The sequence below is a fragment of the Mesorhizobium sp. CO1-1-7 genome, assembly GCF_020164885.1.
Classification (GTDB): domain Bacteria; phylum Pseudomonadota; class Alphaproteobacteria; order Rhizobiales; family Rhizobiaceae; genus Mesorhizobium; species Mesorhizobium australicum.
Map to the genome: position 1 here is coordinate 19,504 of NZ_JAIUHA010000001.1, position 24,463 is coordinate 43,966.

At 64.2% G+C, this 24,463-nt stretch carries 23 protein-coding genes; 11 read left to right on the plus strand and 12 right to left on the minus strand.

Annotation, left to right across the window (positions count from 1 at the left end; all coding sequences use genetic code 11):
* Positions 1-6: 6 nt before the first annotated feature.
* The 4 genes from LB516_RS00090 to hisS all read right to left on the minus strand — a co-directional run bounded on the left by LB516_RS00090 (position 7) and on the right by hisS (position 5,369).
* Positions 7-1,779 (minus strand): AMP-binding protein, encoded by a 1,773-nt coding sequence (locus LB516_RS00090; protein ID WP_224718692.1) that lies wholly within the window; start codon positions 1,777-1,779, stop codon positions 7-9.
* A gap of 92 nt (positions 1,780-1,871) precedes the next feature.
* Positions 1,872-2,570, minus strand: coding sequence for an ATP phosphoribosyltransferase (gene hisG, locus LB516_RS00095; RefSeq protein ID WP_015316510.1), 699 nt, complete (start codon positions 2,568-2,570; stop codon positions 1,872-1,874).
* Positions 2,567-3,685: an ATP phosphoribosyltransferase regulatory subunit gene (locus tag LB516_RS00100; protein WP_224718693.1), complete on the minus strand. Its 1,119-nt coding sequence runs from the start codon at positions 3,683-3,685 to the stop codon at positions 2,567-2,569. The genes hisG and LB516_RS00100 overlap by 4 nt, the downstream gene beginning before the upstream one ends.
* A 178-nt stretch (positions 3,686-3,863) precedes the next feature.
* On the minus strand, positions 3,864-5,369 hold the full coding sequence (gene hisS, locus LB516_RS00105) for a histidine--tRNA ligase (RefSeq protein WP_224718694.1): 1,506 nt from the start codon (positions 5,367-5,369) through the stop codon (positions 3,864-3,866).
* 249 nt (positions 5,370-5,618) lie between these two features.
* On the opposite strand from hisS, the gene LB516_RS00110 reads away from it, so the two are divergent.
* Complete coding sequence (locus LB516_RS00110) at positions 5,619-5,870, plus strand: hypothetical protein (protein WP_015316507.1); 252 nt, start codon at positions 5,619-5,621, stop codon at positions 5,868-5,870.
* Between the two features lie 11 nt (positions 5,871-5,881).
* Here LB516_RS00110 and LB516_RS00115 read toward each other — a convergent pair whose 3' ends face one another.
* The gene (locus LB516_RS00115; protein ID WP_140725614.1) at positions 5,882-6,520 is read right to left on the minus strand and encodes a DNA-3-methyladenine glycosylase I; all 639 of its coding nucleotides are present in this window, start codon (positions 6,518-6,520) and stop codon (positions 5,882-5,884) included.
* Between the two features lie 212 nt (positions 6,521-6,732).
* On the opposite strand from LB516_RS00115, the gene LB516_RS00120 reads away from it, so the two are divergent.
* Positions 6,733-7,479 (plus strand): L,D-transpeptidase, encoded by a 747-nt coding sequence (locus tag LB516_RS00120; RefSeq protein WP_140660870.1) that lies wholly within the window; start codon positions 6,733-6,735, stop codon positions 7,477-7,479.
* Between the two features lie 289 nt (positions 7,480-7,768).
* Complete coding sequence (locus LB516_RS00125) at positions 7,769-8,689, plus strand: bifunctional 5,10-methylenetetrahydrofolate dehydrogenase/5,10-methenyltetrahydrofolate cyclohydrolase (protein ID WP_140715542.1); 921 nt, start codon at positions 7,769-7,771, stop codon at positions 8,687-8,689.
* A gap of 8 nt (positions 8,690-8,697) precedes the next feature.
* Here the strand turns inward: LB516_RS00125 and glcF are convergent, their stop codons facing one another.
* From glcF to LB516_RS00145, 4 genes are all read right to left on the minus strand, one after another.
* Complete coding sequence (gene glcF, locus LB516_RS00130; protein WP_224718695.1) at positions 8,698-10,023, minus strand: glycolate oxidase subunit GlcF; 1,326 nt, start codon at positions 10,021-10,023, stop codon at positions 8,698-8,700.
* A gap of 10 nt (positions 10,024-10,033) precedes the next feature.
* The gene (locus LB516_RS00135; RefSeq protein ID WP_224683113.1) at positions 10,034-11,239 is read right to left on the minus strand and encodes an FAD-binding protein; all 1,206 of its coding nucleotides are present in this window, start codon (positions 11,237-11,239) and stop codon (positions 10,034-10,036) included.
* A gap of 238 nt (positions 11,240-11,477) precedes the next feature.
* Entirely contained in the window at positions 11,478-12,974 is a 1,497-nt protein-coding gene (locus tag LB516_RS00140) for an FAD-linked oxidase C-terminal domain-containing protein (RefSeq protein ID WP_224683114.1), read from the minus strand.
* A 155-nt stretch (positions 12,975-13,129) separates the two neighbouring features.
* A complete protein-coding gene (locus tag LB516_RS00145) occupies positions 13,130-14,452 on the minus strand; it encodes a DUF3422 family protein (RefSeq protein WP_140821116.1) in 1,323 nt (440 codons plus the stop codon).
* 207 nt (positions 14,453-14,659) lie between these two features.
* On the opposite strand from LB516_RS00145, the gene LB516_RS00150 reads away from it, so the two are divergent.
* From LB516_RS00150 to LB516_RS00160, 3 genes are read left to right on the plus strand one after another with little or no spacing between them, the layout of a single operon-like run.
* Complete coding sequence (locus tag LB516_RS00150) at positions 14,660-15,463, plus strand: FCD domain-containing protein (protein WP_015316499.1); 804 nt, start codon at positions 14,660-14,662, stop codon at positions 15,461-15,463.
* Positions 15,464-15,488: 25 nt separating this feature from the next.
* On the plus strand, positions 15,489-16,625 hold the full coding sequence (locus LB516_RS00155; RefSeq protein WP_015316498.1) for an alpha-hydroxy acid oxidase: 1,137 nt from the start codon (positions 15,489-15,491) through the stop codon (positions 16,623-16,625).
* 33 nt (positions 16,626-16,658) lie between these two features.
* Positions 16,659-17,432, plus strand: a complete 774-nt coding sequence (locus LB516_RS00160; protein WP_140821705.1) for a metallophosphoesterase — start codon at positions 16,659-16,661, stop codon at positions 17,430-17,432.
* A 66-nt stretch (positions 17,433-17,498) separates the two neighbouring features.
* Here LB516_RS00160 and LB516_RS28795 read toward each other — a convergent pair whose 3' ends face one another.
* Together LB516_RS28795 and LB516_RS00165 are read right to left on the minus strand one after the other, a co-directional pair.
* On the minus strand, positions 17,499-17,630 hold the full coding sequence (locus tag LB516_RS28795) for a hypothetical protein (protein WP_013893872.1): 132 nt from the start codon (positions 17,628-17,630) through the stop codon (positions 17,499-17,501).
* A 289-nt stretch (positions 17,631-17,919) separates the two neighbouring features.
* Positions 17,920-18,618, minus strand: a complete 699-nt coding sequence (locus tag LB516_RS00165; protein WP_224718919.1) for a type 1 glutamine amidotransferase — start codon at positions 18,616-18,618, stop codon at positions 17,920-17,922.
* A gap of 87 nt (positions 18,619-18,705) precedes the next feature.
* Here LB516_RS00165 and LB516_RS00170 point away from each other — a divergent pair, with 87 nt between their 5' ends.
* The 4 genes from LB516_RS00170 (at position 18,706) to LB516_RS00185 (ending at position 22,759) form a co-directional block, all read left to right on the plus strand.
* On the plus strand, positions 18,706-19,353 hold the full coding sequence (locus tag LB516_RS00170) for a hypothetical protein (protein WP_224598716.1): 648 nt from the start codon (positions 18,706-18,708) through the stop codon (positions 19,351-19,353).
* A gap of 31 nt (positions 19,354-19,384) precedes the next feature.
* The gene (locus tag LB516_RS00175) at positions 19,385-20,119 is read left to right on the plus strand and encodes a 16S rRNA (uracil(1498)-N(3))-methyltransferase (protein WP_224718920.1); all 735 of its coding nucleotides are present in this window, start codon (positions 19,385-19,387) and stop codon (positions 20,117-20,119) included.
* A 144-nt stretch (positions 20,120-20,263) separates the two neighbouring features.
* The gene (locus LB516_RS00180; protein ID WP_224718696.1) at positions 20,264-21,637 is read left to right on the plus strand and encodes a glutamate--cysteine ligase; all 1,374 of its coding nucleotides are present in this window, start codon (positions 20,264-20,266) and stop codon (positions 21,635-21,637) included.
* A gap of 90 nt (positions 21,638-21,727) precedes the next feature.
* Positions 21,728-22,759 (plus strand): DUF937 domain-containing protein, encoded by a 1,032-nt coding sequence (locus LB516_RS00185; protein WP_224718697.1) that lies wholly within the window; start codon positions 21,728-21,730, stop codon positions 22,757-22,759.
* Between the two features lie 160 nt (positions 22,760-22,919).
* Here LB516_RS00185 and LB516_RS00190 read toward each other — a convergent pair whose 3' ends face one another.
* Positions 22,920-23,210: a DUF1127 domain-containing protein gene (locus tag LB516_RS00190; RefSeq protein WP_023771371.1), complete on the minus strand. Its 291-nt coding sequence runs from the start codon at positions 23,208-23,210 to the stop codon at positions 22,920-22,922.
* A gap of 234 nt (positions 23,211-23,444) precedes the next feature.
* Between LB516_RS00190 and LB516_RS00195 the strand changes: the two genes are divergently transcribed.
* On the plus strand, positions 23,445-24,401 hold the full coding sequence (locus LB516_RS00195; RefSeq protein ID WP_140614583.1) for a LysR substrate-binding domain-containing protein: 957 nt from the start codon (positions 23,445-23,447) through the stop codon (positions 24,399-24,401).
* The last annotated feature ends 62 nt before the right edge of the window (positions 24,402-24,463 follow it).

Below are 24,463 nucleotides of genomic sequence, written 5' to 3' on the forward strand. Positions count from 1 at the left end.
CCGGCCTCACGCCGTCTTCTGCGCCACCAGCCCGAGTTCCTCCACCATCGCCTGACGCATCAGGAATTTCTGCGGTTTGCCGGTCACCGTCATCGGCAATTCGCTGCGAAAGCGAATGTGGCGCGGCACCTTGTAGTGGGCGATCTGGCCCGCGCAGAAAGCCTTGATCTCCTGTTCGGTGGCGACCTGGCCAGGTTTGAGCACGATCCAGGCGCACAGCTCCTCGCCATATTTGGCGTCCGGGATGCCGAAGACCTGCACTTCCCGCACCTTGGGATGGCGGTAGAGGAATTCCTCGACCTCTCTGGGATAGACGTTCTCACCGCCGCGGATGACCATGTCCTTGACGCGACCGACAATGTTGCAATAGCCCTCGGCGTCGATGGTGGCGAGGTCGCCGGTGTGCATCCAGCCATCGCTATCGATCGCCTCGCGGGTCTTTTCGTCGTCGTCCCAATAGCCCTTCATCACCGAATAGCCGCGCGTACAAAGCTCGCCCGGCGCGCCAACCGCAACGGTGGCGCCATCGGCGTCGATCGCCTTGACCTCGACATGCGGGTGGATGCGCCCGACAGTCGAGACACGCTTTTCCAACGGATCGTCGGTGCTGCTCTGGAACGAGACCGGACTGGTCTCGGTCATGCCGTAGGCGATGGTCACTTCAGCCATGTGCATGAGCGAGACCACCTTCTTCATCACCTCGATCGGGCAGGGCGAACCGGCCATGATGCCGGTGCGCAGGCTGGAGAGATCGAAGGTCGGGAAATCCGGATGATCGAGCATGCCGACGAACATGGTCGGCACGCCGTAGAGCCCGGTGCAGCGCTCCCGCGCGATCGCCTTCAGCGTCAGGCCCGGATCGAACCCCTCGCACGGGAAAACCATGGTCGCGCCCTTCGACACACAACCCATGGTGCCCATCGACATGCCGAAGCAGTGATAGAGCGGCACCGGGATGCAGAGCCGGTCGTCGACAGTGAGCTTGATGGCCGAGGTGACGAAATTGCCGTTGTTGACGATGTTGAGATGGGTGAGCGTCGCGCCCTTGGGTGCGCCCGTCGTGCCTGAGGTGAACTGGATGTTGATCGCATCGCCAGGCTTCAGCCCTTCCGAGATGCGGTCGAGGCTATCATGCTCGTCGCGACCGGCCATGGCCAGCACGTCGCCGAAATTGAACATGCCTGGCGAGTTCTCCTCGCCCATACGGATGACGATCCTGAGCGCCGGCAATTTCGCAGCCTTCAGCTTGCCGGGTGTCGCCGTCGCGATCTCCGGCGCCAGAGTCTCGATCATGCCGAGATAGTCCGATGTCTTGAAGCTCGCCGCCGTCACCAGTGCCTTGCAGCCAACCTTGTTCAGGGCATATTCCAGCTCGGTCAGCCGGTAGGCCGGATTGATGTTGACCAGGATCAGGCCGATGCGGGCGGTGGCGAATTGCGTCACCAGCCATTCCCAGCGGTTGGGCGACCAGATGCCGACCCGGTCGCCCTTCCGGAGGCCGAGCGCCAGAAAGCCGGCGGCCAGTGCATCCACCGTGTCCGACAGTTCGCTCCACGTGAAGCGCTTGTCCTGGCCGACGAACACGGCGGCATCGAGCGTGCCGTATTTGCCGACGGTGTCGGAGAACAGCGCGGGAATGGTCTTGTCGAGCAGCGGCACTTTGCGGTCGCCCGAGACATGCGCCCTGCCATCGACCGGTGCAATAAAGACGCTGCCGGCGCGCGCGCCGCGTCCGCGCAGATTGGTGGCATTCTTCAGCTCGTCGAGATTGACCGGCATTGCTGTCTCCTCCCAAGACTGGCCGAACCTATCAGCCTGCCGGGACGCTGGAAATCCCGTCGATGGTACTGGAGCCCCTTCCCTGGAGGTCGCTATGCGACCGCTGCCGCCATTTTCGCGACGATGTCGCGCAAAACGGCGTCGTCGGCCGCTGCACGTGTCTTCCTCGACGCGACCAGACAGGCCTGCGACTTCAGCACGACGCCGTCGGCCAGCACCTTGAGATGGTTGGCGCGCAGCGTCGAGCCCGTGCTGGTGATGTCGACGATGACGTCGGCGAGGCCGGCCGCCGGCGCGCCCTCGGTGGCGCCGAGGCTCTCGACGATGCGATAGACCTGAATGCCGTGCTTTTGGGAGAAGAACTGCTGCGTCAGCCGCCAATATTTGGTGGCAATCCGCAGCCTGCGGCCATGGCGCTGGCGGAAATCGGCGGCGACATCGTCGAGATCGGCCATGGTGTCGACATCGAGCCAGATCTCGGGCACCGCGACCACCACATCGGCATGGCCGAAGCCGAGGCGGGCGACGATCTCGGCCCGCGCTTCCCAGTCAGCGAGATTTTCCCGCACCAGGTCCTCGCCGGTGATGCCGAGATCGACCGCGCCTTGGCCTATTTCGCCCGATATTTCGGAAGCCGACAGGAAGAGCACTTCGACATTGTCCAGGCCCTCGACGCGGGCATGATACTTACGCTCGTCGCCGGGCAGGCTGACGGCGAGGCCGGCCTTGGCCAACACCTCCAGCGCCTGCTCCTTGAGCCTACCCTTCGAGGGAACGGCGAGCGTGATCATGATGCCGCCCCCCGCAAAGCCTCGATGCGGTCGAGCCACACCGAAAAGCCGACGCCGGGGATCGCGGTCTTGGCGCCGAGCAGCGTCAGCAACCGGTCGTAGCGCCCGCCACCGGCCAAGGGGCGCTCGCCGCTGGCGGCCGCGATTTCGAAGACGACACCGGTGTAGTAGTCGAGCGGACGGCCGAAAGCGGCGTCGTAGCGGATTTTTTCGGAGGGCAAGCCATGCGCCTCGATCGCCTTGGCGCGGGCCGAGAATTTTTCCAGCGCCGCACCCAGCGAAAGTCCGGCGCCGGCCGCGAAGGTTTCCAATGCCTGGGCCGCGCCATCGAGCGGCACGTCGATCGCCAGAAAATCTTTCAGCGCCGCGAAAGCCTCGTTCGACAGCCGCACGCTGCGCAACTCGGCTTTCTCGATCAGCCGTCGCGCGATATCCGACGGCGCGCGCCCGGCCGATGCCGACAAGCCGGCTTCCTCCATGCCGCCGGCAATATGCTGGGAAAGACGGTCCAGATCGCCATCGAGGACAAGCGCCGCGACCGGCCCGGAGAGCTGGCTGTTGCGCGGCGGGTTGGCGAGATCGGCGAGTGCTGTCTCCAGCATAGGCGCCGAGCCGAAGGCGCGGGCCAGCCGCATGCGCCAGCCGCGCGGCAAGCCGAGCGCCGCCAGCACCGCCTCGAAAATCGCCTGGTCGCCAAGCGTGACCGCCAGCGGCTGGCCGGGCAGCACCAGCGACAGCAGCGCATGCGCGTCGGCGACCGAGCGGGCATCGGCTTCGGCCGTGTCGCGGTCGCCGAGATCCTCGATGCCGGCCTGGAAGAACTCATTGCCGCCCTCGCGGCGCTGGCGAAACACTTCGCCCAGATAGGAATAGCGGCGTGGCGTGCCGGCCTGGCTGGCTATGTGGTCGAGGCAGACGGGAATGGTGAATTCGGGCCGCAGACAGAGCGTCTGCCCGGTTTCGCTTTCGGTCAGGAAAATGCGGCGGCGCAGATCCTCGCCGGCCATGTCGAGGAAGGGATCGGCCGGCTGCAGCACCGCGACTTCGACGGCATGTGTGTTGCGCGCGGCGAAGAGGGTGGTGATGTCGGTGGCGATCGCGGGGCGGGAGGTCATAGACAGGTTGGGCGCGAGGCACCCCCCTCCGGCCTGCCGGCCATCTCCCCCGCAAGGGGGGAGATCGGCAACTTCGGGCTCGGCGCGTTTTTCCCAACATCGGAGATTGGCGAAAACCTACGCGACATCCCATCTCCCCCTTTTCGGGGGAGATGGCCGGCAGGCCAGAGGGGGGTGCTCAAGCGCCACCCTTGGCGCGATCAGCGGCCTGCGCCGCCAAAATCTTCTTCACCTCGGCGACCAGTTCGCTTTCCGCCACGGTCACCTGGGCCGGCCGCGCCGCACGCCATTCGGCGTTGTCGGTGATCTCCGCCGACATACGCGCGCCTTCGATCAGGTCCTTGATCTGCAATTCGCCCTTGGCCCGCTCGTCGCCGCCCTGGATGACGGCAATGGGGCAACCGCGCCGGTCGGCATATTTGAGCTGCGCCTTCATGCCGGCGCCGCCGAGATACATTTCGGAGCGAATGCCGGCGGCGCGCAATTCCGAGACCATCTTCTGATAGCGGCCGAGGCTTTCAGTGTCCTTGTCCATGACCAGCACGACGACCGGCGCGATCACTTCCGATACGTCCAGCTTGCCGAGGTTCTTCAGCGCCGTCATCAGTCGCGAGACGCCGATGGAAAAGCCGGTCGCCGGCACCGGCTCGCCGCGAAAGCGCGAGACCAGACCGTCATAGCGGCCGCCGCCGCCGACCGAGCCGAAGCGCACGATCTGGCCGTCTTCATTGGGGATTTCGGCCAGGAGTTCGGCCTCGAAGACGGGGCCGGTGTAGTATTCGAGGCCGCGCACGACGGAACGATCCATGGCGATACGGTCCTCGGCATATCCGGCAGCCCGGACCAACGATTCGATGGTCGCAAGTTCGCCAACGCCCTCCTGGTAGACCGCGTTCCCGCTGACGCTGGCATCCAAACCCGCCTGCACATTTCGCGCTGTCGCCATAAGAACAGCCTCGGCTTGCGTTTCATTCAGCCCGGCGCCCTTGGCGAAGTCACCCTCGCCTTCCTTGCCGCCGTCCCAGCGCCCCGGGCCAAGCAGAAGCCGGACACCGTCCGGACCGAGCTTGTCGAGCTTGTCGATGGCGCGCAGCACCGTCAGCCGGCGGCCGGCATTTTCCTCGCCGCCAAGGCCGATCGCTTCCAGCACACCGTCCAGCACCTTGCGGTTGTTGACGCGGATGACGTAGTCGCCGCGCTTGATACCGAGCGCTTCCATGACGTCGGCCATCATCATCGCCATCTCGGCGTCCGCCGCGACGCCCGGCGTGCCGATCGTGTCGGCGTCGAACTGCATAAACTGGCGGAAGCGGCCGGGCCCGGGCTTTTCGTTGCGGAACACCCAGCCGGAACGGTAGCTGCGGTAGGGTTTTGGCAGGCGTTCGAAATTCTCGGCGACGAAGCGCGCGGTCGGCGCGGTCAGGTCGTAGCGCAGCGACAGCCACTGGTCGTCGTCGTCCTGGAAAGAGAACACGCCCTCGTTCGGCCGGTCCTGGTCGGGCAGGAATTTGCCCAACGCATCGGTATATTCGATCAGCGGCTGGTCGGCCGGTTCGAAGCCATAGAGCTCATAAACCGAGCGGATCGTCGCCATCATCTTCTCGACGGCGCGGATATCCTCGGCGCCGCGGTCGGCAAACCCGCGCGGCAGCCGCGCTTTCGTCTTTTCCGAGTTGTCGGCCATAATCTGGGCACCCGATGTTCATGACTTCGTGACGCGGCAAATCTAGCGCGTTCACAGCGCGCGTTTCCTAACCGATGAAGCCGGGAGCGGCAAGGGTTGGCGCCCCGGAGCGCACCCGACAAGATCAGGAAGAATCGAAACCCCCTGAAACAAAAACACACCAGAAATGAAACAATGCCGCCACGGGCGCGGCATCGTGCCGACACAATCGCGGCCGATATAGCGCACCGAAACGAAGGGGTTCGGGACATGACCAGCGCAACGGAATTTGAGGCCAACAGCGAGGCCGGCGAAGTGCCGACGCGCCTGCGCCCGGCGGGCACCCATGCACCGCAAATGGTTGGTCAGGCTGCCGGGCCGTTCGATGTGCCGGCAGGCACCAGCAAGGATCCTTCCCTGCGCGACGCGTTGGTGACCGGTCTGCTGGTGATCTATCCGACGGTCGCCACGGTGGCCGCAATCGTCGCCGGGCTGTTCCTGGCCAGCGCCAACGGCACCTGAGCTGCCCGCGGCTATTTCGGCCGCTGGAAAGCCTTCCGCTGCTTCTCGACCTCCTTACGGCACACGCAGCCTTCGAGATGGTCGTTGACCAGGCCCATGGCCTGCATGAAGGCGTACACGGTGGTCGGGCCGACGAAAGTCCAGCCGCGCTTTTTCAGGTCCTTCGAAATCCGAACGGAAACCGCGCTGGTCGGGTTGGCGCGCAGATGGGCGAGGTCGACGATCTCCGGCCGCTCCTCCTTGCCGGGTTCGAACTTCCAGAACCAGGCGGCCAGCGAGCCGAACTCATCCACCATCGCGCGGGCGCGTTTGGCGTTGTTGATGGTCGAGACTATCTTGCCGCGATGGCGGATGATGCCGGCGTTGCCGAGCAGGCGCTCGACATCCCGTTCGTTGAAGGCGGCGACCTTATCGAAGTCGAAGCCAGCGAAGGCCTCGCGAAAATTCTCCCGCTTGCGCAAAATGGTCAGCCAGGACAGGCCCGACTGAAACCCTTCCAAGCAGATCTTCTCGAACAGCCTGCGGTCATCGGCCACCGGCCGGCCCCATTCATGGTCATGGTAATCCAGATAATCGGGCAGATTGCCGTGCCAGAAGCAGCGCACGACACCGTCAGGACCGGCAAGCAGGCCGGTGTTTTCATTGCTCATCCCAAGAAATCCATCCGTTAACGCGCTTGCGCGCTGTCTTTACCGTGGCTTTACCAGATTCCTGAACCGGGCGGTAACCACACCAAAGAGTTTACTGACAGAACCGCATTTTACGCATTCCGATTCATGTTTCGGTTGCTGCTCGCCGCCAATGATCGCGCAAGCCGGGAGCGTTCTTGCCCGGCGTATTAGACGATCAAGGTGCGTTCCCGATGAAAAGAGTTCTGTTTCCCTTGCTCGGCGCCGTGGCTGTGTTTGCCGCCGGCGTCACACCCTCAACCGCCAACGACCGTTATGCCGACAGACCGCCGGTGATGGTGAGCCCCGACCTTTCCGCGCCCTGGGTGCTGCAGCTCGGCCATGCGCCCGGAATCGTGCGGCAGAACCGACAGGCCGTGCAGCAGCAGCCGCGCCAGCGCACCGCGCAGCCGGCACAGCCCGACAGCGTACAGACGGCCGCTGTGCAGGCGCCTGCCAAACGCATGGTCATGCGCCGGCAGATCAACCCCGTCTACCTGCCGCAGGAAGTTGCCTATGACGGCGCCCAGAAGCCGGGCACCATCGTCATCGATACCACGCAGAATTTCCTCTATCTGGTCGAGAAGAACGGCAAAGCGCGGCGCTACGGCGTCGGCACCGGCAAGCCCGGTTTCGAATGGTCGGGCACCCACAAGATCACCAACAAGCGCGTCTGGCCGGACTGGCGTCCACCGGCCGAGATGATCAAGCGCGAAGCGGCCAAGGGCCGATACCTGCCGACCTATCTGGCCGGCGGCATGGAAAACCCGCTCGGCGCGCGCGCTCTCTATCTCGGCACGACCGAGTACCGCATCCATGGCACCAACCAGCCCTGGACGATCGGCGGCGCGGTATCATCGGGCTGCATCCGGATGCGCAACGAGGACGTGGTCGACCTTTATGAGCGGGTCAATGTCGGAACCACCGTCGAGGTGATATAGTGGCGGCGAATCAGCCGGTTAAGCAGTGCTGAGCAGGTTTTGGCGCGCTGTTGCCCTTAAGTCATAGCGCACTTTTGGAAGACGTGCTTAGACTGGCAACGAGTTAACGGGGGACGGGCCGTGTGGGGATACGGCCAGTCACGAGAGGGCAGCACGGGTAACCGGGCTGCCCTTTTCGTTTCACGGTGCGACAGGTCGCCCCGGAGGCACGGTGTTTCGTTTTCAGGGCTGATTTCCGGGCCGTGCTCTGCTATTGCAGTGCACAATTTCCCCACCAAAGGTTCGAACCATGTCCCTGTCCGACGACAGCCGCTATCTCAGGGGCGGCCCGGTTGCCCAGCGCATCATCGCCGCCGTGCGCGAGGACGCGACCATTGCCAAGGCCGAGGGCTTTCCGCCCAAGCTGATCTCGATCACCGTCGGCGATACCGACGCCGTCGACGTCTATGTGCGCAACCAGCGTGCCAAGGCTCAACTCGCCGGCATCGATTTCGAGGAACGGCGCTTTCCCGCCACGATCACCTCAGGTGAACTCGAAGCAGCCATCCATGGGCTGAATGCCGATCCGCGTGTCACCGGCATCATCATCCAGCGGCCGGTGCCGGCGCATATCCCGATCAAGATGCTGCAGGCGGCCGTGCATCCGCTGAAGGACGTCGAGGGCATGCATCCGGCCTCGATCGGCAACATCGTGTACAACCAGCTCGATCTCGCACCTTGCACGGCGGCCGCCTCGGTCGAACTGCTCAAGGAAACCGGCCTCGACCTCAAGGGGCTGGAAGTGGTCATCGTCGGCCATTCGGAAATCGTCGGCAAGCCGATCGCCTTCCTGCTGATGAGCGAAGGCGCGACGGTGACGGTCTGCCATCATATGACACGGTCGGTCGCTGCCCATGCGCGGCGCGCCGATGCGCTGTTCGTCGCTGTTGGCAAGCCGCGGCTGATCAAGGCCGACATGGTCAAGCCGGGTGCCGCCGTCATCGACATCGGCATCAATTCGGAGGTCGGACCGGACGGCACGAGCCGCATCGTCGGCGACGTCGACACCGACAGCGTCAAGGAAGTGGCCTCGTGGATCACGCCGGTGCCGGGAGGCGTCGGTCCGCTGACGGTGGCGATCCTGCTGCGCAATACCATGGTCGCGCTCAGCCGCCAGCGCGCGCTCTACGAGGCGACCTACGGCACGGCCGACAGGCTTGCGGCGGAATAGCGCCCGGCCTACTCCGCCGCGACGAGGCTCTCATCCAGGATGCCATCCGGCCTCGGCCCGCCATAGGCCCAGTCGAGCAGTTTGATCGTGTGCACCACCGGCATGCTGGCGGCGGATGCGATCTGCGTGATGCAACCGATATTGCCGGTGGCGACGATCGAGGCGCCCGTCGCCTCGATGTTTTTCACCTTACGATCGCGCAGCCTGGCCGAAATCTCGGGCTGCAGGATGTTGTAGGTGCCGGCCGAGCCGCAGCAGAGATGGCCCTCGCGCGGCTCGCGCACAATGAAACCGGCCTTGGCGAGCAGCTCCGTCGGCTGCCGGGTGATCTTCTGGCCGTGCTGCATCGAGCAGGCCGAGTGATACGCAACGACCGTGCCCGGCTTGCGCACCGGTTCAGGGAGCTCGAGACTTGCCAGATATTCGGTGATGTCCTTGGCCAGCGCCGACACGCGCGCGGCCTTGTCGGCATAGGCCGGATCGAGCCGCAGCATGAAACCGTAATCCTTGATCGTCGTGCCGCAACCCGATGCGGTGATGACAATGGCGTCGAGCCCGCCCTGCTCGATGGAGCGTGTCCAGGCATCGACATTTTGCCTGGCCGAGGCAAGGGCGGCTTCTTCCCGCCCCATGTGATGAACCAGGGCGCCGCAGCAGCCCTCGCCCGGTGGCACCACGACCTCGACACCGAGCCGCGTCAGCAGCGAGATGGTGGTGTCGTTGATGGCGGGGTCAAGCACCGATTGCGCGCAGCCGGTCAGGATGGCGACGCGGCCCTTTTTCGCCCCCTGCCCGGCATGGACACCCGGCAAAGCCATCGGCGAGGCCGCCGGGATCGATTCAGGCGCGAGCTTGAGCATCGCGGCGAGCGGCTTCAGTGCAGGAATCTTCTCGAACGGGCTGATGAAAGGCTTGCCCAGCCTCGCAAGCTTGAGCGCGGCGCGGAAGCGCTGGGGATAAGGCAGCACGAAAGCCAGCATAGCGCGAGTCAGTCGGTCGAGCAGCGGCCGCTTGTAGGTTTCCTCGATATGGGCACGAGCATGGTCGACCAGATGCATGTAATTGACGCCCGACGGACAGGTGGTCATGCAGGCCAGGCAGGACAGGCAGCGGTCGATATGAGTGACGATTTCCTTATCGGCGGGACGGCCGTTTTCCAGCATGTCCTTGATCAGGTAGATGCGCCCGCGCGGCGAATCGAGCTCGTTGCCAAGCGTCACATAGGTCGGGCAGGTGGCGGTGCAGAAACCGCAATGCACGCATTTGCGCAGGATCTTTTCGGACTCGGCGACATCAGGGTCGGCAAGCTGGGCGGGCGAAAAATTGGTCTGCATCTCTGATGTCCTAGGCCATGCGGCCGGGATTGAGGATGTTCTTCGGGTCGAATTCCTGTTTCAGGCGCTGACTCAGCGCGGCAAGCGCCGGCGCCTGCGGCTCGAACACCGGTAGCGCGGCGCGATGGGCGGGGGCAGCGCGCACCAGCGTCGCGTGGCCGCCGCCATGTTTCCGCAACAGCCCACGAAGCAGGGTGGCTTCGGGATCGCCCTCCTCCATGCGCAGCCACACCAGCCCGCCCTGCCAGTCGTAGAAGGCACTGACGGCGGCCTGCATGCGTAGGGTCAGAACCATCTGGTGCCCCTGTGCGGGCGTCATCGAGACCCGCCAGACAGGCTTTTCGCTGCCGTCAACGAAGGGCCTGATATCGCGCACGTCGCGCCAGATTGCCTTGGAGGTCTCACCGGAAATCTCCTCCAGCGGCCCGGCCTTGCCGAGCAGGGTGTTCAGCGCGGTGATGCGATAGGCAACCGACGGGCCAAAGCCCTCGACGCGCAGCAGCGTGGCGGCTTCACTGCCGAGCGTCCCGCCGGCCACGCGGGCAGCGATGCGCTCCGGCAGATGGGCAGCGCTCGATACTTCCGCGCTGGAACCAAGGGCCAAGGCCATGGCGGCGCAGGCTGCATCATCGAGCAGGCCACGCACAGCGAGCGTGACTTCGGTCTCGGCCGCAGGCAGCACCTTGAAGGTGACGTCGGTAAAGACGGCCAGCGTGCCCCAGCTGTTGGCCATCAGCTTCGACATATCGTAGCCGGTGACGTTCTTGACCACGCGGCCGCCCGACTTGAAAGCTTCCCCCCGGCCGGAGACGACGTTGATGCCCAGGATATGATCGCGCGCGGCACCCGCCTTCAGCCGGCGCGGACCGGACAGGTTGGCGCCAAGCACGCCGCCGATGGTGCCTTTGCCCGGCTCGCCACCGAGCAGCGGGCCGTAGTCCATCGGCTCGAAGGCAAGCTGCTGGCCGTTTTCAGCCAGCAGCCTTTCGATCTCGGCCAGCGGCGTGCCTGACTTGGCCGACAGCACCAGTTCGGCGGGTTCATAGAGGGTCACGCCCGAGAGTTTCGACAGGTCGAGCGTATGCTCGGTCTGCAACGGACGGCCGATGCCGCGCTTGGAGCCATGGCCGAGAATTTCGAGCGATGCTTCTTCTGCCGTCGCCCAGGCAACCGTGGAGAGGACTTCGGCTGAAGTGGTGGGGGTGAAGATGGTCATGCACGCGTGCCCTTCCTCTGCCCCGCAAAGCGGGCGAGAAGTGATAGGTCGCGTTTCTTCACACCCCCCTCTGTCCTGCCGGACATCTCCCCGGCAAGGGGGGAGATCAGATGCCGCATCGGATTTCGCCAACATCCAATGTCTGTTGAACGGCGAGACGCCGGAACTGCTAATCTCCCCCCTTGCGGGGGAGATGTCCGGCAGGACAGAGGGGGGTGTTCAAGCGCCAACATGTCCATCAAAACCTCGGAATGTCGGGAAACGCCACCTGCCCGCGATGCACATGCATGCGCCCCAGTTCGGCGCAGCGGCGCAGTTGCGGGAACACCTTTCCGGGATTGAGCAGATGATTGGGATCGAAGGCGCACTTGACGCGCATTTGCTGGTCGAGGTCGACCTGGTTGAACATCTCCGGCATCAGGTCGCGCTTCTCGACCCCGACGCCATGTTCGCCGGTGAGCACGCCACCGACCTTGACGCAAAGCCTCAGAATGTCAGCGCCAAAGCTTTCGGCCTTGTCGAGTTCACCAGGCACGTTGGCGTCATAAAGGATCAGGGGATGCAGATTGCCGTCGCCGGCGTGAAAGACATTGGCGACTCCGAGGCCGTATTGTTCCGACAGCTCGCGCATGCCGGCCAGCACGCGCGGCAGCTCCTTGCGCGGGATCGTGCCGTCCATGCAGTAGTAATCGGGCGAGATGCGGCCAACGGCGGGGAAGGCCGCCTTGCGGCCGGCCCAAAAACTCAGCCGCTCCTGCTCGGACTGCGAGATGCGGCAGGTGGTCGAGCCGTTGCGAATGGCGATCGCCTCGACCGCGGTGATGAGATGATCGACCTCGACGCCCGGCCCGTCGAGTTCGACGATCAGCAGCGCCTCGACGTCGAGGGGATAACCGGCATGGACGAAATCTTCCGCCGCATGGATCGCCGGCCGGTCCATCATTTCCATGCCGCCCGGAATGATGCCGGCGCCGATGATGTCGGCCACGCATTGGCCGCCCTGCTCGCTGGTCGGAAAGCCGATCAGCAGCGCCCGCGCCGTCTCCGGTTTCTTCAGGATGCGCACGGTGACCTCGGTGACGACGCCGAGCAGACCTTCCGAACCGGTCATGACGCCGAGCAGGTCATAGGCTTCCGCATCGAGGTGGCCGCCGCCGAGCCGCACCACCTCGCCATTCATCAGGACCATCTCGATGCCAAGCACATTGTTGGCGGTGAGACCATATTTCAGGCAGTGCACGCCGCCGGAATTTTCGGCGACATTGCCGCCGATCGAGCAGGCGATCTGGGATGATGGGTCGGGGGCGTAGTAGAAACCCTCCTGCTCGACGGCGGACGTGATGCCGAGATTGGTGACGCCAGGCTGGGCGACGACGATGCGGTTGGGAAAATCGATCTCCAGGATGCGGTTGAACCGGCTCATGACCAGCAGCACCGCGTCTTCCAGCGGCAGCGCGCCGCCCGACAGCGAGGTGCCGGATCCGCGCGGCACGACGCGGATGTTGCGGTCGTTGCAGTATTTCAGCAGACGGGAAACCTGCGCCACCGTCTCCGGCAGGACCACGACCAGCGGCACTTGCCGGTAGGCGGTCAGGCCATCGCTCTCGAAGGCCCGCATTTCGTTGGCCGCGTCGACCACGCCCTCGCCCGGCACGATGATGCGCATGTCGGCGACGATTTCGCTGCGCCGGCGCAGCGTCTCGGCGTCTGGCTTGGGCATGGCAAGGCCGGACATCGGCGCTTCCTCCACTCAACTGGTAAAAATGATTTACCAGCTAGGGACATTTGTTGCAAACCTTGCTTTGATGGCATCCGGGGCGGATGCAGGCAAGGCTTCCGCAGCGGCAATCTGCCGCTGCACATCCATCGCGCTTCGAAGCTTGGCGCGGTCTATTCGGCCGGATGCTTCGCCGGCTCGGAATGCATCTGTCGCACCCTGCGCACGCCCCACCAGACCAGTAGGATGGCGACAGGCACCGATGCGGCGGTAACGACCTCCGGCGCGAAAGCGTGGCCAAAGACCGACGCGCCCTTGGCGACATAGCCTATGAGGCCCACCACATAGTAGGAGACGGCGGCGACCGAGAGCCCTTCGACGGTCTGCTGCAGGCGCAGTTGCAGCCGGGCGCGGTTGTTCATCGAGGCGAGCAGATCGCGGTTCTGCTTCTCGACCTCGACATCCACCCAGGTGCGCAACAGCGTGGTGGCACGGGTCAGCTTTCGCGACAGATTGGCCTGGCGCTCCTCGACCGAGCGGCAGGTGCGCATGGCTGGCGCCATGCGCCGCAGCAGAAAGCCCGCCCAGGTGTCGTAGCCCAGCACTGGCTCCTCATCCAGTGCCTCGAGCCTTTCAGTGACGATGCCGTCATAAGCGCGACTGGCGCCGAAGCGGTAAAGGCTGGAAGCGGCATCAGCCTCCAGTTCGGCGGCAAGCTCCGTCAGGTCGGCGAGCAGCGTCTGGCTGTCGCGGGTCTCGGCAACTTTCATTTCCAGGGTCGTCTGTGCCAAGCGATCCTCGATGCGGCGGGCGCGGCTGGACAAGGTGAGCGCCAGCGGCAAGCCGAGCATGGCAAGCGTGCGGTAGGTCTCGATGTCGATCAGCCGCTGCGACAGCGCGCCGGTGCTGGCCGGGGTCAGACCACGATCAAGCACCAGCATGCGGGTCATGCCATCGCCGTCCTGGCGGAAGTCGGTGACAATAGCCGCGCTGCCGCGCTCGACGAGCGAGTGACAGAGGCTGGTCGGGTCGAAGCCGGCGATCAGCCTCTCGTTCGCCTGCGTCCACTTGCGGATCTCGAGCCGGATGCCCGAGATGACGGTTCCCGGCGGCGAAAAGCCATTGCCGAACGGCGAATCCTCTTGCCCCCGGCCATTCTCGGCCAGCGGTCCTTCCCAGAGATAGGTCGAGAACTCCGTATGCCGCTCCCAGCGCAGCGTGCCCTTGCCCCATTTCATGGCGTGGTGGCGGGCATGACGCTCGGGGGCGGCGATGCCGAGGCGGCGCGACAGTTCCGAAAGCACGGCATGGTCGACCGCGGAGCCTCCTTCGGTCATGAAGGAGAGCTGGACGAGGACGCGCGGCTTCTCGACGAGTGGATGCGGACGGGCATGAACCTCGCCGAGCGCGCCGGGCCGGCCTTCATGCGCCGGAAAGCCCATGACGCTGCCTTGGCTGCGCGACTGGAATTCAAGATTGGACGTCTCGTCCGACACGTCTGGTCCCCCTGGTTTCGACCCTTCGTGCAATGGTGCCGTCTTGCGGCAATCGACAAGGGACGTAAACAGCAAAGTTTAGCGCGAGGCGACGTGCCGGCGCGATGCGAAAATCGACCGAACCAGGCGAATTGGATAAATAATTTGACCAGTTGGCGACAGACGCTTTAATCTGCGCGACATTCATTCCGTCCCCAGGCGCTTCCTTTGAGCGATATTTTCTCCAGGATCGAGCATTCGCGCACCGCCGACGAAGTCGTGCAGCAGATCGAAAGCCTCATCCTCGAAGGCGTGCTGCGCACTGGCGACCGGCTGCCGGGCGAGCGCGAACTGGCGCGTCAGTTCGATGTGTCGCGGCCCATCCTGCGCGATGCGCTGAAGGCGCTCGAAGGACGTGGGTTGCTGACGACCAAGGCCGGCGGCGGCACGCATGTCGCCGACATTATCGGCCAGTTGTTTACCAAGCCGGTGGCGGACCTGATCTCGACGCATCGCAAGGCGGTGACGGACTATCTGGAGTATCGCCGCGAGGTCGAGGGCATAGCCGCCGAATACGCGGCACGGCGTGCCACACCCGAAGACCTCGCCCTGCTCGACCGCATCATGGCGCGCATGGATGAGGCGCATCGTACCGGCGACTTCGACGACGAGGCGGAAATCGACGTTGAATTCCACCACGCGATCTGCGAATGCGCGCACAACATCCTGCTCTTGCACACGCTGCGCTCCTGCTACCGCCTCTTATCGGAAGGCGTGTTCCAGAACCGGCTGCTGGTGTTCACCGTGCCGGGCGCGCGAGAGGCGCTGCTGGCGCAGCACCGGGCGATCCACACCGCGGTCAGGGCTGGCGATCCGGCCGCCGCCCGCCAGGCGGCGATGGACCACATGACCTATGTCGAGCGCTCGATGGCGGAAGCCGAGCGCAGCGGCGACTGGCAACGCGTGTCGCGGCTGAGGCTAAGGCAGCGCTCGGAAACCGGCGGCAGCGAACCAGCGCGCAGCCGCTCCTAGTTAATTCGATCAAGCGGGGACCATCATGAGCGACATTCTCACCATCGCAGACCTCAAGGATCTCGCGCGCCGGCGCGTGCCCAAGATGTTCTTCGACTATGCCGACTCCGGCGCCTGGACCGAGAGCACCTACCGGGCAAACGAGGAAGACTTCCAGAAGATCAAGTTCCGCCAGCGCGTGCTGGTCGACATGAGCAACCGCTCGCTGGAATCGACCATGATCGGCCAGAAAGTGTCGATGCCGGTGGCGCTTGCGCCGACAGGCCTGACCGGCATGCAGCACGCCGACGGCGAGATGCTGGCAGCGCAGGCGGCTGAGGAATTCGGCGTGCCGTTCACGCTTTCGACGATGAGCATCTGCTCGATCGAGGATGTCGCGTCGGTGACGAAGAAACCGTTCTGGTTCCAGCTCTATGTGCTGCGCGACAAGGATTTCGTCCTCAACTTGATCGACCGGGCGAAGGCGGCGAAGTGCTCGGCGCTGGTGCTGACGCTCGACCTGCAGGTCCTCGGCCAGCGCCACAAGGACGTCCGCAATGGGCTTTCGGCGCCGCCCAAGATGACGCTCGCCAACATCGCCAACATCGCTGTGCGGCCTGGCTGGTGGATGGGCATGGCTGGCACGAAGCGCCGTACCTTCCGTAACATCGTCGGCCATGCCAAGGGCGTCGGCGATGTGGCTTCGTTGTCGTCATGGACGACCGAACAGTTCGATCCGCACCTGTCGTGGAAGGACGTCGCCTGGATCAAGGAGCGCTGGGGCGGCAAACTGATCCTCAAGGGCATCCTCGACAAGGAGGACGCGCTGATGGCAGCCAACACCGGCGCCGATGCCATCATCGTTTCCAATCATGGCGGCCGCCAACTCGACGGCGCATCGTCCTCCATCATGGCGCTGGAAGAGATCGCGGATGCGGTCGGCGACAGAATAGAAGTGCATATGGACGGCGGCATCCGCTCCGGCCAGGATGTGTTGAAAGCACTCTGCCTGGGCGCCAAGGGCACTTATATCGGCCGGCCGTTTCTTTACGGCCTGGGCGCGCTCGGCAAGGAAGGGGTTACCAAGGCGTTGGAAATCATCCGTAAGGAGATGGACATCACGCTGGCGCTGTGCGGAAAGCGTCTGGTCACCGACATGGGCAAGGACCAACTCCGGCGCTAGGCCATGACATCTGACCACGGAGATACCAGAACCTTGGCGGAACCCGGCATCCATTTCCTCGACGCACGCGGGCCGGACGGCGTGCGTCTCTACGCGATCGGCGACGTGCATGGCCGGCTCGACCTGCTGGCCGCCATGCACGGACAGATCGAGGCCGAGATCGCCAGGGACCTGGTCGCGGACTGGCGCATCATCCATCTTGGCGACTATGTCGATCGAGGGCCCGACTCCAAGGGCGTCATCGACTTCCTGATCGAAGCGCGCGAACGCGATCAGCGAAACATGATGCTGGCCGGCAACCACGACCTCGGCTTTCTCGACTTTCTCGAGACACCCGACCCCGAAGGGCTCTTCCTCCGTTTTGGCGGCATCCAGACCGCGCAATCCTATGGGGTGACGATCAACAACGGCAGCGGCATTTGGTTCGGCAAGGCCGAGTCAGCCATGCGCAAGGGCCACCAAGCCTTGCTCGCAGCCGTGCCGCAAAGCCATATCGACTTCCTGCGGTCGCTGCCGTTCTCGGTGACGTCAGGCGACTTCTTCTTCTGCCATGCCGGCATAAGGCCAGGCATTGCGCTGGAGAAACAGAATATCCAGGACCTGATCTGGATCCGTGACGTCTTCCACGATCACACCGGTCTCCTCCCGAAGATCGTGGTGCATGGCCACACGCCGGTCCCCGAGGCGGAAGTGATGGCCAACCGCGTCAATGTCGACACGCTTGCCTGGCAGTCAGGCAAGCTTACCGCGCTCGTCGTGGACGGCGCGGACAAACGCATCCTGGAAATGTCGATAAAGGAACCTTGAGGCCCCGGCGCCCAAGGGCGCGAGGATACTGGCGCGAGGGATACTCGCGCGAGCGATGCCTGGGCTTTAGCGCAGGGAGGCGGTGACGCCGTAGCCGTCGACCGCATTGTGGTTGTTGGCGGCATCGGCGGCATAGATGCCAAGGCCGCAAAGCACGATGGCGGACAGCATGGCAAAGGACAGAAGAGCTGCTTTCACGGACGTCATCTCTTGTTGAGCTTTCTGCATCTGTGCACGAGGCGGTTACCAATGCGTTGAAACGGAAAAATCGCTTCAAAGTTTCGACGATTTCGCGCTTCTAGGCGTGTTCTGTATCGATGGTGTGTCGCACGGGTCACACAAAAGGTTCATCCCGGTTGCACAGCCGATATAGCGCGCGCCTTCTAGGATAGCGGGCGGACACAAGCCAAGGATGAAAGGGTTTTCCCCAGACGGATTCCGGCCCACGTGCCAATTATGTCACGCGGTAGGACGCGGAAGCGAATGCTTAGATCGTCGCCACCCAGGCGCGGGCGATGGCGAGGCCGGCAGCATCGGCATCAGGGCCGTTGCGGGCCATTTCGTCCTCGAGCTCGCCGGCCCAGTCGGGATGGCGCGCGGCAATGGTCGGCGCGAAGGAGGAACTCCAGTCCTTCACCAGCGGCCGGTCGGCCTCGAAATGGAACTGGAAGCCGTAGACGGCGCGGCCGACCCGAAACGCCTGGTTTTCGGCGACATCGTTGCCGGCGAGCCGCACGGCGTCGTCCGGCAGCTCGAATGTATCGTCATGCCACTGGAAGATCGGGAATGTTTCCGGCAGTGCAGACAGCACTGGGTCGGCCTTGGCATCCGGGGTCAACGACACGCCGCGCCAGCCGAATTCATTGGCGCCGCCAATGCGGTTTTCGCCGCCAAAGGCGCGGGCGACGAGTTGACCCCCGAGACAGATGCCGAGCACTGCGCGGTCCTTGCCGGCAAAATCGCGGGTCAGTTCCAGCAGCGCCGGGAAATAGGGATAGTCTTCGTCGTCCAGTGCAGTCTGGCCACCGCCGAGCACCACCATGGCATCATGGCCGGTTGCGTCCCGTGGCAGCGCATCACCCTTGTAGGGAAGGCGCACATCGAGATCGGCACCCGCTTCCGCGAGCGCCGCGCCAACCTGGCCAAGGCCGGTATTGTCGAAGTTCTGGACCACCAGCACCCGCATGGCAAACCCTGCTGACATGAAAACGAGGAAACCAGCGATATCATGCCGCCAGTATCGCAGCCAAGATGCGTATCCCAGGAGAAAACCATGCCACTGCAGAACCGGGTCGATCCGTTCGGCGCCATTCATGCCGTGCCGGAGCGCGGCCTGTTCACCGGCAATCGCGGCATCATCCACGACCCCGCGACAAAGACGCTCCTGAAAAAGCGCTGGGCGCTTCAGGCCTGGATCATCTGCGTGTGCCAATTCCGCAATGTGCGGCGCGAGCCGATGGGCCGCAACCGGGCCGGTGGCAAGGCCGGCTGGACCGAATTGTTCTTCCTCGACGAGGTGACGGCGCTCGCCGCCGGGCATCGTCCCTGCTTCTTTTGCCAGCGCGAACGAGCCAGGGATTTTGTCAGGCGCTTCGGCCAAGCCTTCGTCATTGCCGAGCCGCGCGCGCCGCAGGTGGACAAGCGGCTGCACAAGGAGCGGTTGGCGTCGGGTGGCAAACGGCCTGCCGTCGCGATGGACGCGCTTGCCCGCCTGCCCGACGGCGCGATGATCGCAACCGGCGGCAGCACCTACGCCTTGTGCCACGGCAAGGCGTTGCCATGGTCTTTTGCCGGATACGGCCCGCCTACCAGCCTGGGTCGGTTCGAGGACGAGACGCTGGTGCTGCTGACCCCGGAAACGACGGTTGCCATCCTGCGTCACGGCTTTCAGCCTGTGTGGCATCCCTCCGCCAAGGCTTGACGCCGGCGGCCGCCTCGCCCATTCCTCGGCCATGCGCGCCAACTACAAGATGCAACGTCTGTTCGTGCCCGACGACCTCGGACTGGACATCGAGGTCGAACCCGGCCAGCAGCAGAGCCATTATCTCCTGCATGTGCTGCGGCTCGCCGAAGGCGCCGAGATCCTTGTCTTCAATGGCCGCGACGGCGAGTGGTCGGCCGCGATATCAGCGAAATCGAAGCGCTCGGTGCGGCTGAAAGTGCTGGCGCTGCAAAGGCCGCAGCCGCCTTTGCCTGACCTGGTCTATTGCTTCGCACCGCTGAAGCAGGGCCGGCTGGATTATCTCGTGCAGAAGGGGGTCGAGATGGGCGCCGGCGTCCTGCAGCCGGTCATCACCCAGCACACGCAGGTGGCCAAGCCGTCGCTCGATCGCCTGCGCGCCAATGTCGTCGAGGCTGCCGAACAATGCGGCATCCTGGCGGTGCCAGAAGTGCGCGACGCGGAAAAATTCGAGCGCCTGCTGACCGGCTGGGACAAGGAACGCCGGTTGATCTTCTGCGACGAGGACGCCTCGACCAACAACCCACTGCCAGCATTGCAGACGGTGAAGGAGAAGAAGCTCGCCCTGCTGGTCGGGCCCGAGGGCGGCTTTTCCGACGAGGAGCGCAAGATGCTGCGCGCGCTTCCCTTCGTGACCGCCATTCCGCTCGGGCCGCGTATCCTGCGTGCCGACACGGCGGCCGTGGCAGCGCTTGCGGTGATGCAGGCAACAATCGGCGACTGGTAGTGCTCTGTCTCTTGCAAGAGGTGTTTGCTGAACGTGGCCTTCAATTCCTCTTGACCTGTGGCTCAGGATTTTTCGCTTGATCGGCTACTGACATTTCGTCCATTTAGCGCCGGCGGTGGTCCAACCGCCTTTGAGGGCTTGAGAATGGCGCGCGACACAACCGATTTCCGGCCCATCGAAGGCATAGACGAGCTTGTCGAGCACCTGGCCGAAGGCAACAAGCCGCGCGAAAAATGGCGCATCGGCACCGAGCACGAGAAATTCCCGTTCTATGTCGATGGCAACGCACCGGTGCCCTATGGTAGTGAGCGCGGCATCCGCGCCATCCTTGAAGGCATGCAGAACAAGCTTGGCTGGGATCCGATCATGGATGACGGCCGCATCATCGGCTTGGTCGAACCGACGGGCCAGGGGGCAATTTCGCTCGAGCCCGGCGGCCAGTTCGAGCTTTCCGGCGCGCCGCTGGAGACGATCCACCAGACCTGCCGCGAGGGCAATGCCCATCTGGCGCAGGTGCGCGAGATCGCCGAGCCGATGGGCATCCGCTTCCTCGGCCTCGGCGGCAGCCCGAAATGGTCGTTGGCCGAGACACCGAAAATGCCGAAGTCGCGCTATGAGATCATGACGCGCTACATGCCCAAGGTCGGCACCAAGGGCCTCGACATGATGTACCGCACCTGCACGATCCAGGTGAACCTCGACTTCGAGAGCGAGGCCGACATGCGCCGCAAGATGCAGGTGTCGCTGAAGCTGCAGCCGCTGTCGACCGCACTGTTCGCCAACTCGCCCTTCACCGACAGCCGGCCGAACGGGCTGCAGAGCTGGCGCGGCGACATCTGGCGCGACACCGACAACCAGCGCTCGGGCCTGCTCGAATTCTGCTTCTCGCCCGATTTCGGTTTCGCCGACTATGTCGAATGGGCACTCGACGTGCCGATGTATTTCGTCATTCGCGATGGCCGTTATCACGACATGACGCATATCACCTTCCGCCAGTTCATGGCCGGGGCCGCGCGCAATGAAGTGCCGGACGGGCTGCCGACGATGGGCGACTGGGCGAACCATCTGTCGACGCTGTTCCCGGACGTGCGGCTCAAGCGTTTCCTTGAAATGCGCGGCGCCGATGGCGGTCCCTGGCGGCGCATCTGCGCGCTGCCGGCCTTCTGGGTCGGGCTGCTCTACGACGAGGTGGCACTCGACGCGGCCGAGGCGTTGACGTCGAGCTGGACCTACAAGGAAGTCCTGGCCATGCGCAACGCCGTGCCGGAGCTCGGCATTGCCGCGCCCTTCCGCAACACGACGTTGCGCGAGGTCGCCCGCGACGTCATGGCCATTTCGCGCACGGGGTTGAAGAACCGCGGCAAGAAGAACCGTGACGGCTACGACGAAACCTCGTTCCTCAACACGCTCGACGAGGTCGTGGCGCGCGGCACCACCAGTGCGGAGGAGATGCTGTCGGCCTACCACACGCGCTGGGGCGGCTCGATCGAGCCGGTGTTCATGGAGTATGCCTATTAACCGCGAGCCATGGCGGGTGGCAAAAGTAACTTCAATCGGGCGCTGAAACGAATTAGGCTCTCTTTCGAGGATTTCCCGGAGGAGAAGCCGATGCCTACCTTGTTCGACATGCTGGCGCAGGCCCAGAACGGCAACGGCATGCAGGCGCTTGCCCAGCAATACGGGCTTTCGCTGCAGCAGACGCAGGCGGCGGTCGCCGCACTGCTGCCAGCCTTTTCACAAGGGTTGCAACGCAACACCGCCGATCCCTATGGGCTCGGCGCCTTCATGACGGCGATGGCAAGCGGCCAGCACGCCAAATATTTCGAGGACGCCACGCGCGCCTTCTCGCCGCAAGGCGTCGACGAGGGCAACGGCATTCTGGGACATCTGTTCGGTTCGAAAGACCTGTCGCGCGCCGTGGCCAGCCAGGCCGCGCAGGCGAGCGGCGTCAGCCAGCAGATCTTGCAGCAGATGCTGCCTGCTATCGCCTCGATGGTAATGGGCGGACTGTTCAAGCAGACGACAAACCAGATGCAGGCAGCGGCTGGTCTTGGCGGCGGCGGCAACAATCCACTGGGCGAGATCATCGAGCAGATGATGCGGCAAGGCGGCATGCAGGCGCCAGCGCCGCAACAGCGCCAGGCGCCACCGCCTCAGAACCCCATGGACAACCCGCTCGGCAAGGTCTTGCAGGACATGTTCGGCGGCGGCTCACCGCAGCCGCAAAGCCAGCCGCAGCCGGCGCCCAATCCCTATGGCGACAATCCGCTCGGCAAGGTGCTGCAGGACATGTTCGGTGGCGGCGCGCCGCAGCAACCACAAAGCCGGCCCCAGCCCCAGCAGACACAGAGCCCCTACGGCGACAACCCGCTGGGGAAAATCTTCGAGGAGATGCTGCGGCAAGGTGGAGGCGGCGGCCTCGGGATGCCCGGCCGGCAGCCGGCGCCGCAACCTCAAGCGCCGCAACCGCAGCAGCGCCAAGCACCACAGCCCCAAGCCAATCCGAGCGGACGGCCACGGAACCCGTTCGACGACATTTTCGGCAAGATGTTCCAGACCGGAGCCCAGCAGCGCGACGAATACCAGAAGGGCGTGGAAACGATCTTCGACCAGTTCAAGCGGGACATGGACCGGCGGTAGTCGCCCGGCCTTCGGTAAACCTTAAAGGAAAAGCCCGGTCCTTGGGAGGACCGGGCAGCGTGCAGGCAGGCCGGCGGGGAACCGGCAGGGAGTGGGGAGCCTGCAGAACCTTGGTCGCGCTGAACCGTGAAAGGGTTCAACGCAACCGAAGCTGAACCAATCAGGCCACCTTGCGAGCGATTTCCTCGATCGTTTCCACGCGATCGCTGGCGATCTCACGCAGGATTGCCGTCGGGTCACGGCCAAACGGCACGTCGATTGCGACATGCAGGTCGGCGCGCGTGAGGCCGATATCGGCGAGTTCTGCGTCCGACATCTCGCCAAGGCGGTAGAAGGCCCGGCGGTTTTTCCAGGCGCGGTAGGCGTTGGAGACAATGTTGGCCACGCGCGTCGCAACGGCCGGACGCGAGGTGATGCGCGAGGTCTCGGTGGCGAAATCGATCGTGGTCATATCGGTCTCCTTCAGACTCGAACGGACGAAACCCGACGATCGGCGCTGGCGACAGCGACCGTTCCGGTCTCAATACAATTCTAGAGATGCATGTCGTCGTCCCAAAACCGGTGTCCACTTTTGGGCGACATGCATGGGCTTTCATTTGGACAATGCCAATTTGCCATCGACCGATTGATTAATCCAACGAATGTTTCTAATCTTTAATATCAACAGCAGTGATGGATTGGACCGATGAAAGCGCCGCTCGATCTCGATCAATTGCAGACCTTCATCTCGATTGCCGATACCGGCAGCTTCACCCGCGCTGCGGAAGAAGTGCACCGCACCCAGTCGGCGGTGTCGATGCAGATGCGCCGGCTGGAGGAGCGGATCGGCAAGCCGCTGTTCGAGAAGGAGGGGCGCTCGAACAGGCTGACGGAGGAAGGCGACAAACTGCTCTCCTACGCAAGGCGATTGCTCTATCTCAACCGCGAAACGCTCGCCGCCTTCGACGACCAGCGGCTCGAAGGTACCATCCGCATCGGCACGCCTGACGATTATGCGGACCGTTTCCTGCCCGAGATCATGGCACGGTTCACGCGCTCCAATCCGCGCGTCGAACTGACCGTCATCTGCGAACCGACGCCGGGGCTGGTCGAGCACATCAAGCGCGGCAATCTCGACCTGGCGCTGGTGACGCACAATGATGTGCGCGGCCAGTCGGAGGTGGTGCGGCGTGAACCGCTGCTCTGGGTCTCCTCGGCCAACCATGCGACACATGAACAGGAGACGCTGCCGATGGCCTTCGGCCGGCCGAACTGCATCTGGAGGCGCGCCGCGGTCGACGTGTTGGACCAGCAGAACCGCGACTACCGCATCCTGTTCACCAGTTTCTCAGCGACCGTGATCACCGCCGCCGTGCTGTCGGGGCTGGCGATCTCGGTGCTGCCGGAATGCGCGCTCAGGCCCGGCATGCGGGTGCTGGGCGAGGCCGACGGCTTCGGCGCCCTGCCCGACTGCCGCATCGGCATCATGCGCGGCCAGACCTCGCGGCCGGAGATCGTCGATGCGCTTGCCCGCCACATCTCGGAAAGCCTGGACAACATCTCGGTGCCGCTCGGCGAGGAGACGGGGACGTTCGATTTCGCGGCCCTCGCCTTTGCCAAGATGAAGCGAAGCAAGCCGAACCAGATCCTGCCGGGCTGGTAAAAAGCGGGTCATGACTATCGGGCCTGACACGGCCGCCTTGACGTCGGCGTCCAACCGGCCCC

Excerpts from the sequence above, each read along its gene's own strand:
- LB516_RS00170 (WP_224598716.1), top strand. The coding sequence starts at position 18,706 with ATGCCACTGCAGAACCGGGTCGATCCGTTCGGCGCCATTCATGCCGTG.
- hisG (WP_015316510.1), bottom strand. The coding sequence starts at position 2,570 with ATGATCACGCTCGCCGTTCCCTCGAAGGGTAGGCTCAAGGAGCAGGCG.
- LB516_RS00195 (WP_140614583.1), top strand. The coding sequence starts at position 23,445 with ATGAAAGCGCCGCTCGATCTCGATCAATTGCAGACCTTCATCTCGATT.
- LB516_RS00120 (WP_140660870.1), top strand. The coding sequence starts at position 6,733 with ATGAAAAGAGTTCTGTTTCCCTTGCTCGGCGCCGTGGCTGTGTTTGCC.
- LB516_RS00100 (WP_224718693.1), bottom strand. The coding sequence starts at position 3,685 with ATGACCTCCCGCCCCGCGATCGCCACCGACATCACCACCCTCTTCGCC.
- LB516_RS00185 (WP_224718697.1), top strand. The coding sequence starts at position 21,728 with ATGCCTACCTTGTTCGACATGCTGGCGCAGGCCCAGAACGGCAACGGC.
- LB516_RS00110 (WP_015316507.1), top strand. The coding sequence starts at position 5,619 with ATGACCAGCGCAACGGAATTTGAGGCCAACAGCGAGGCCGGCGAAGTG.
- hisS (WP_224718694.1), bottom strand. The coding sequence starts at position 5,369 with ATGGCCGACAACTCGGAAAAGACGAAAGCGCGGCTGCCGCGCGGGTTT.
- LB516_RS00190 (WP_023771371.1), bottom strand. The coding sequence starts at position 23,210 with ATGACCACGATCGATTTCGCCACCGAGACCTCGCGCATCACCTCGCGT.
- LB516_RS00180 (WP_224718696.1), top strand. The coding sequence starts at position 20,264 with ATGGCGCGCGACACAACCGATTTCCGGCCCATCGAAGGCATAGACGAG.
- glcF (WP_224718695.1), bottom strand. The coding sequence starts at position 10,023 with ATGCAGACCAATTTTTCGCCCGCCCAGCTTGCCGACCCTGATGTCGCC.
- LB516_RS00115 (WP_140725614.1), bottom strand. The coding sequence starts at position 6,520 with ATGAGCAATGAAAACACCGGCCTGCTTGCCGGTCCTGACGGTGTCGTG.
- LB516_RS00125 (WP_140715542.1), top strand. The coding sequence starts at position 7,769 with ATGTCCCTGTCCGACGACAGCCGCTATCTCAGGGGCGGCCCGGTTGCC.
- LB516_RS00090 (WP_224718692.1), bottom strand. The coding sequence starts at position 1,779 with ATGCCGGTCAATCTCGACGAGCTGAAGAATGCCACCAATCTGCGCGGA.
- LB516_RS00135 (WP_224683113.1), bottom strand. The coding sequence starts at position 11,239 with ATGACCATCTTCACCCCCACCACTTCAGCCGAAGTCCTCTCCACGGTT.
- LB516_RS00165 (WP_224718919.1), bottom strand. The coding sequence starts at position 18,618 with ATGCGGGTGCTGGTGGTCCAGAACTTCGACAATACCGGCCTTGGCCAG.
- LB516_RS00175 (WP_224718920.1), top strand. The coding sequence starts at position 19,385 with ATGCGCGCCAACTACAAGATGCAACGTCTGTTCGTGCCCGACGACCTC.
- LB516_RS00155 (WP_015316498.1), top strand. The coding sequence starts at position 15,489 with ATGAGCGACATTCTCACCATCGCAGACCTCAAGGATCTCGCGCGCCGG.
- LB516_RS00140 (WP_224683114.1), bottom strand. The coding sequence starts at position 12,974 with ATGTCCGGCCTTGCCATGCCCAAGCCAGACGCCGAGACGCTGCGCCGG.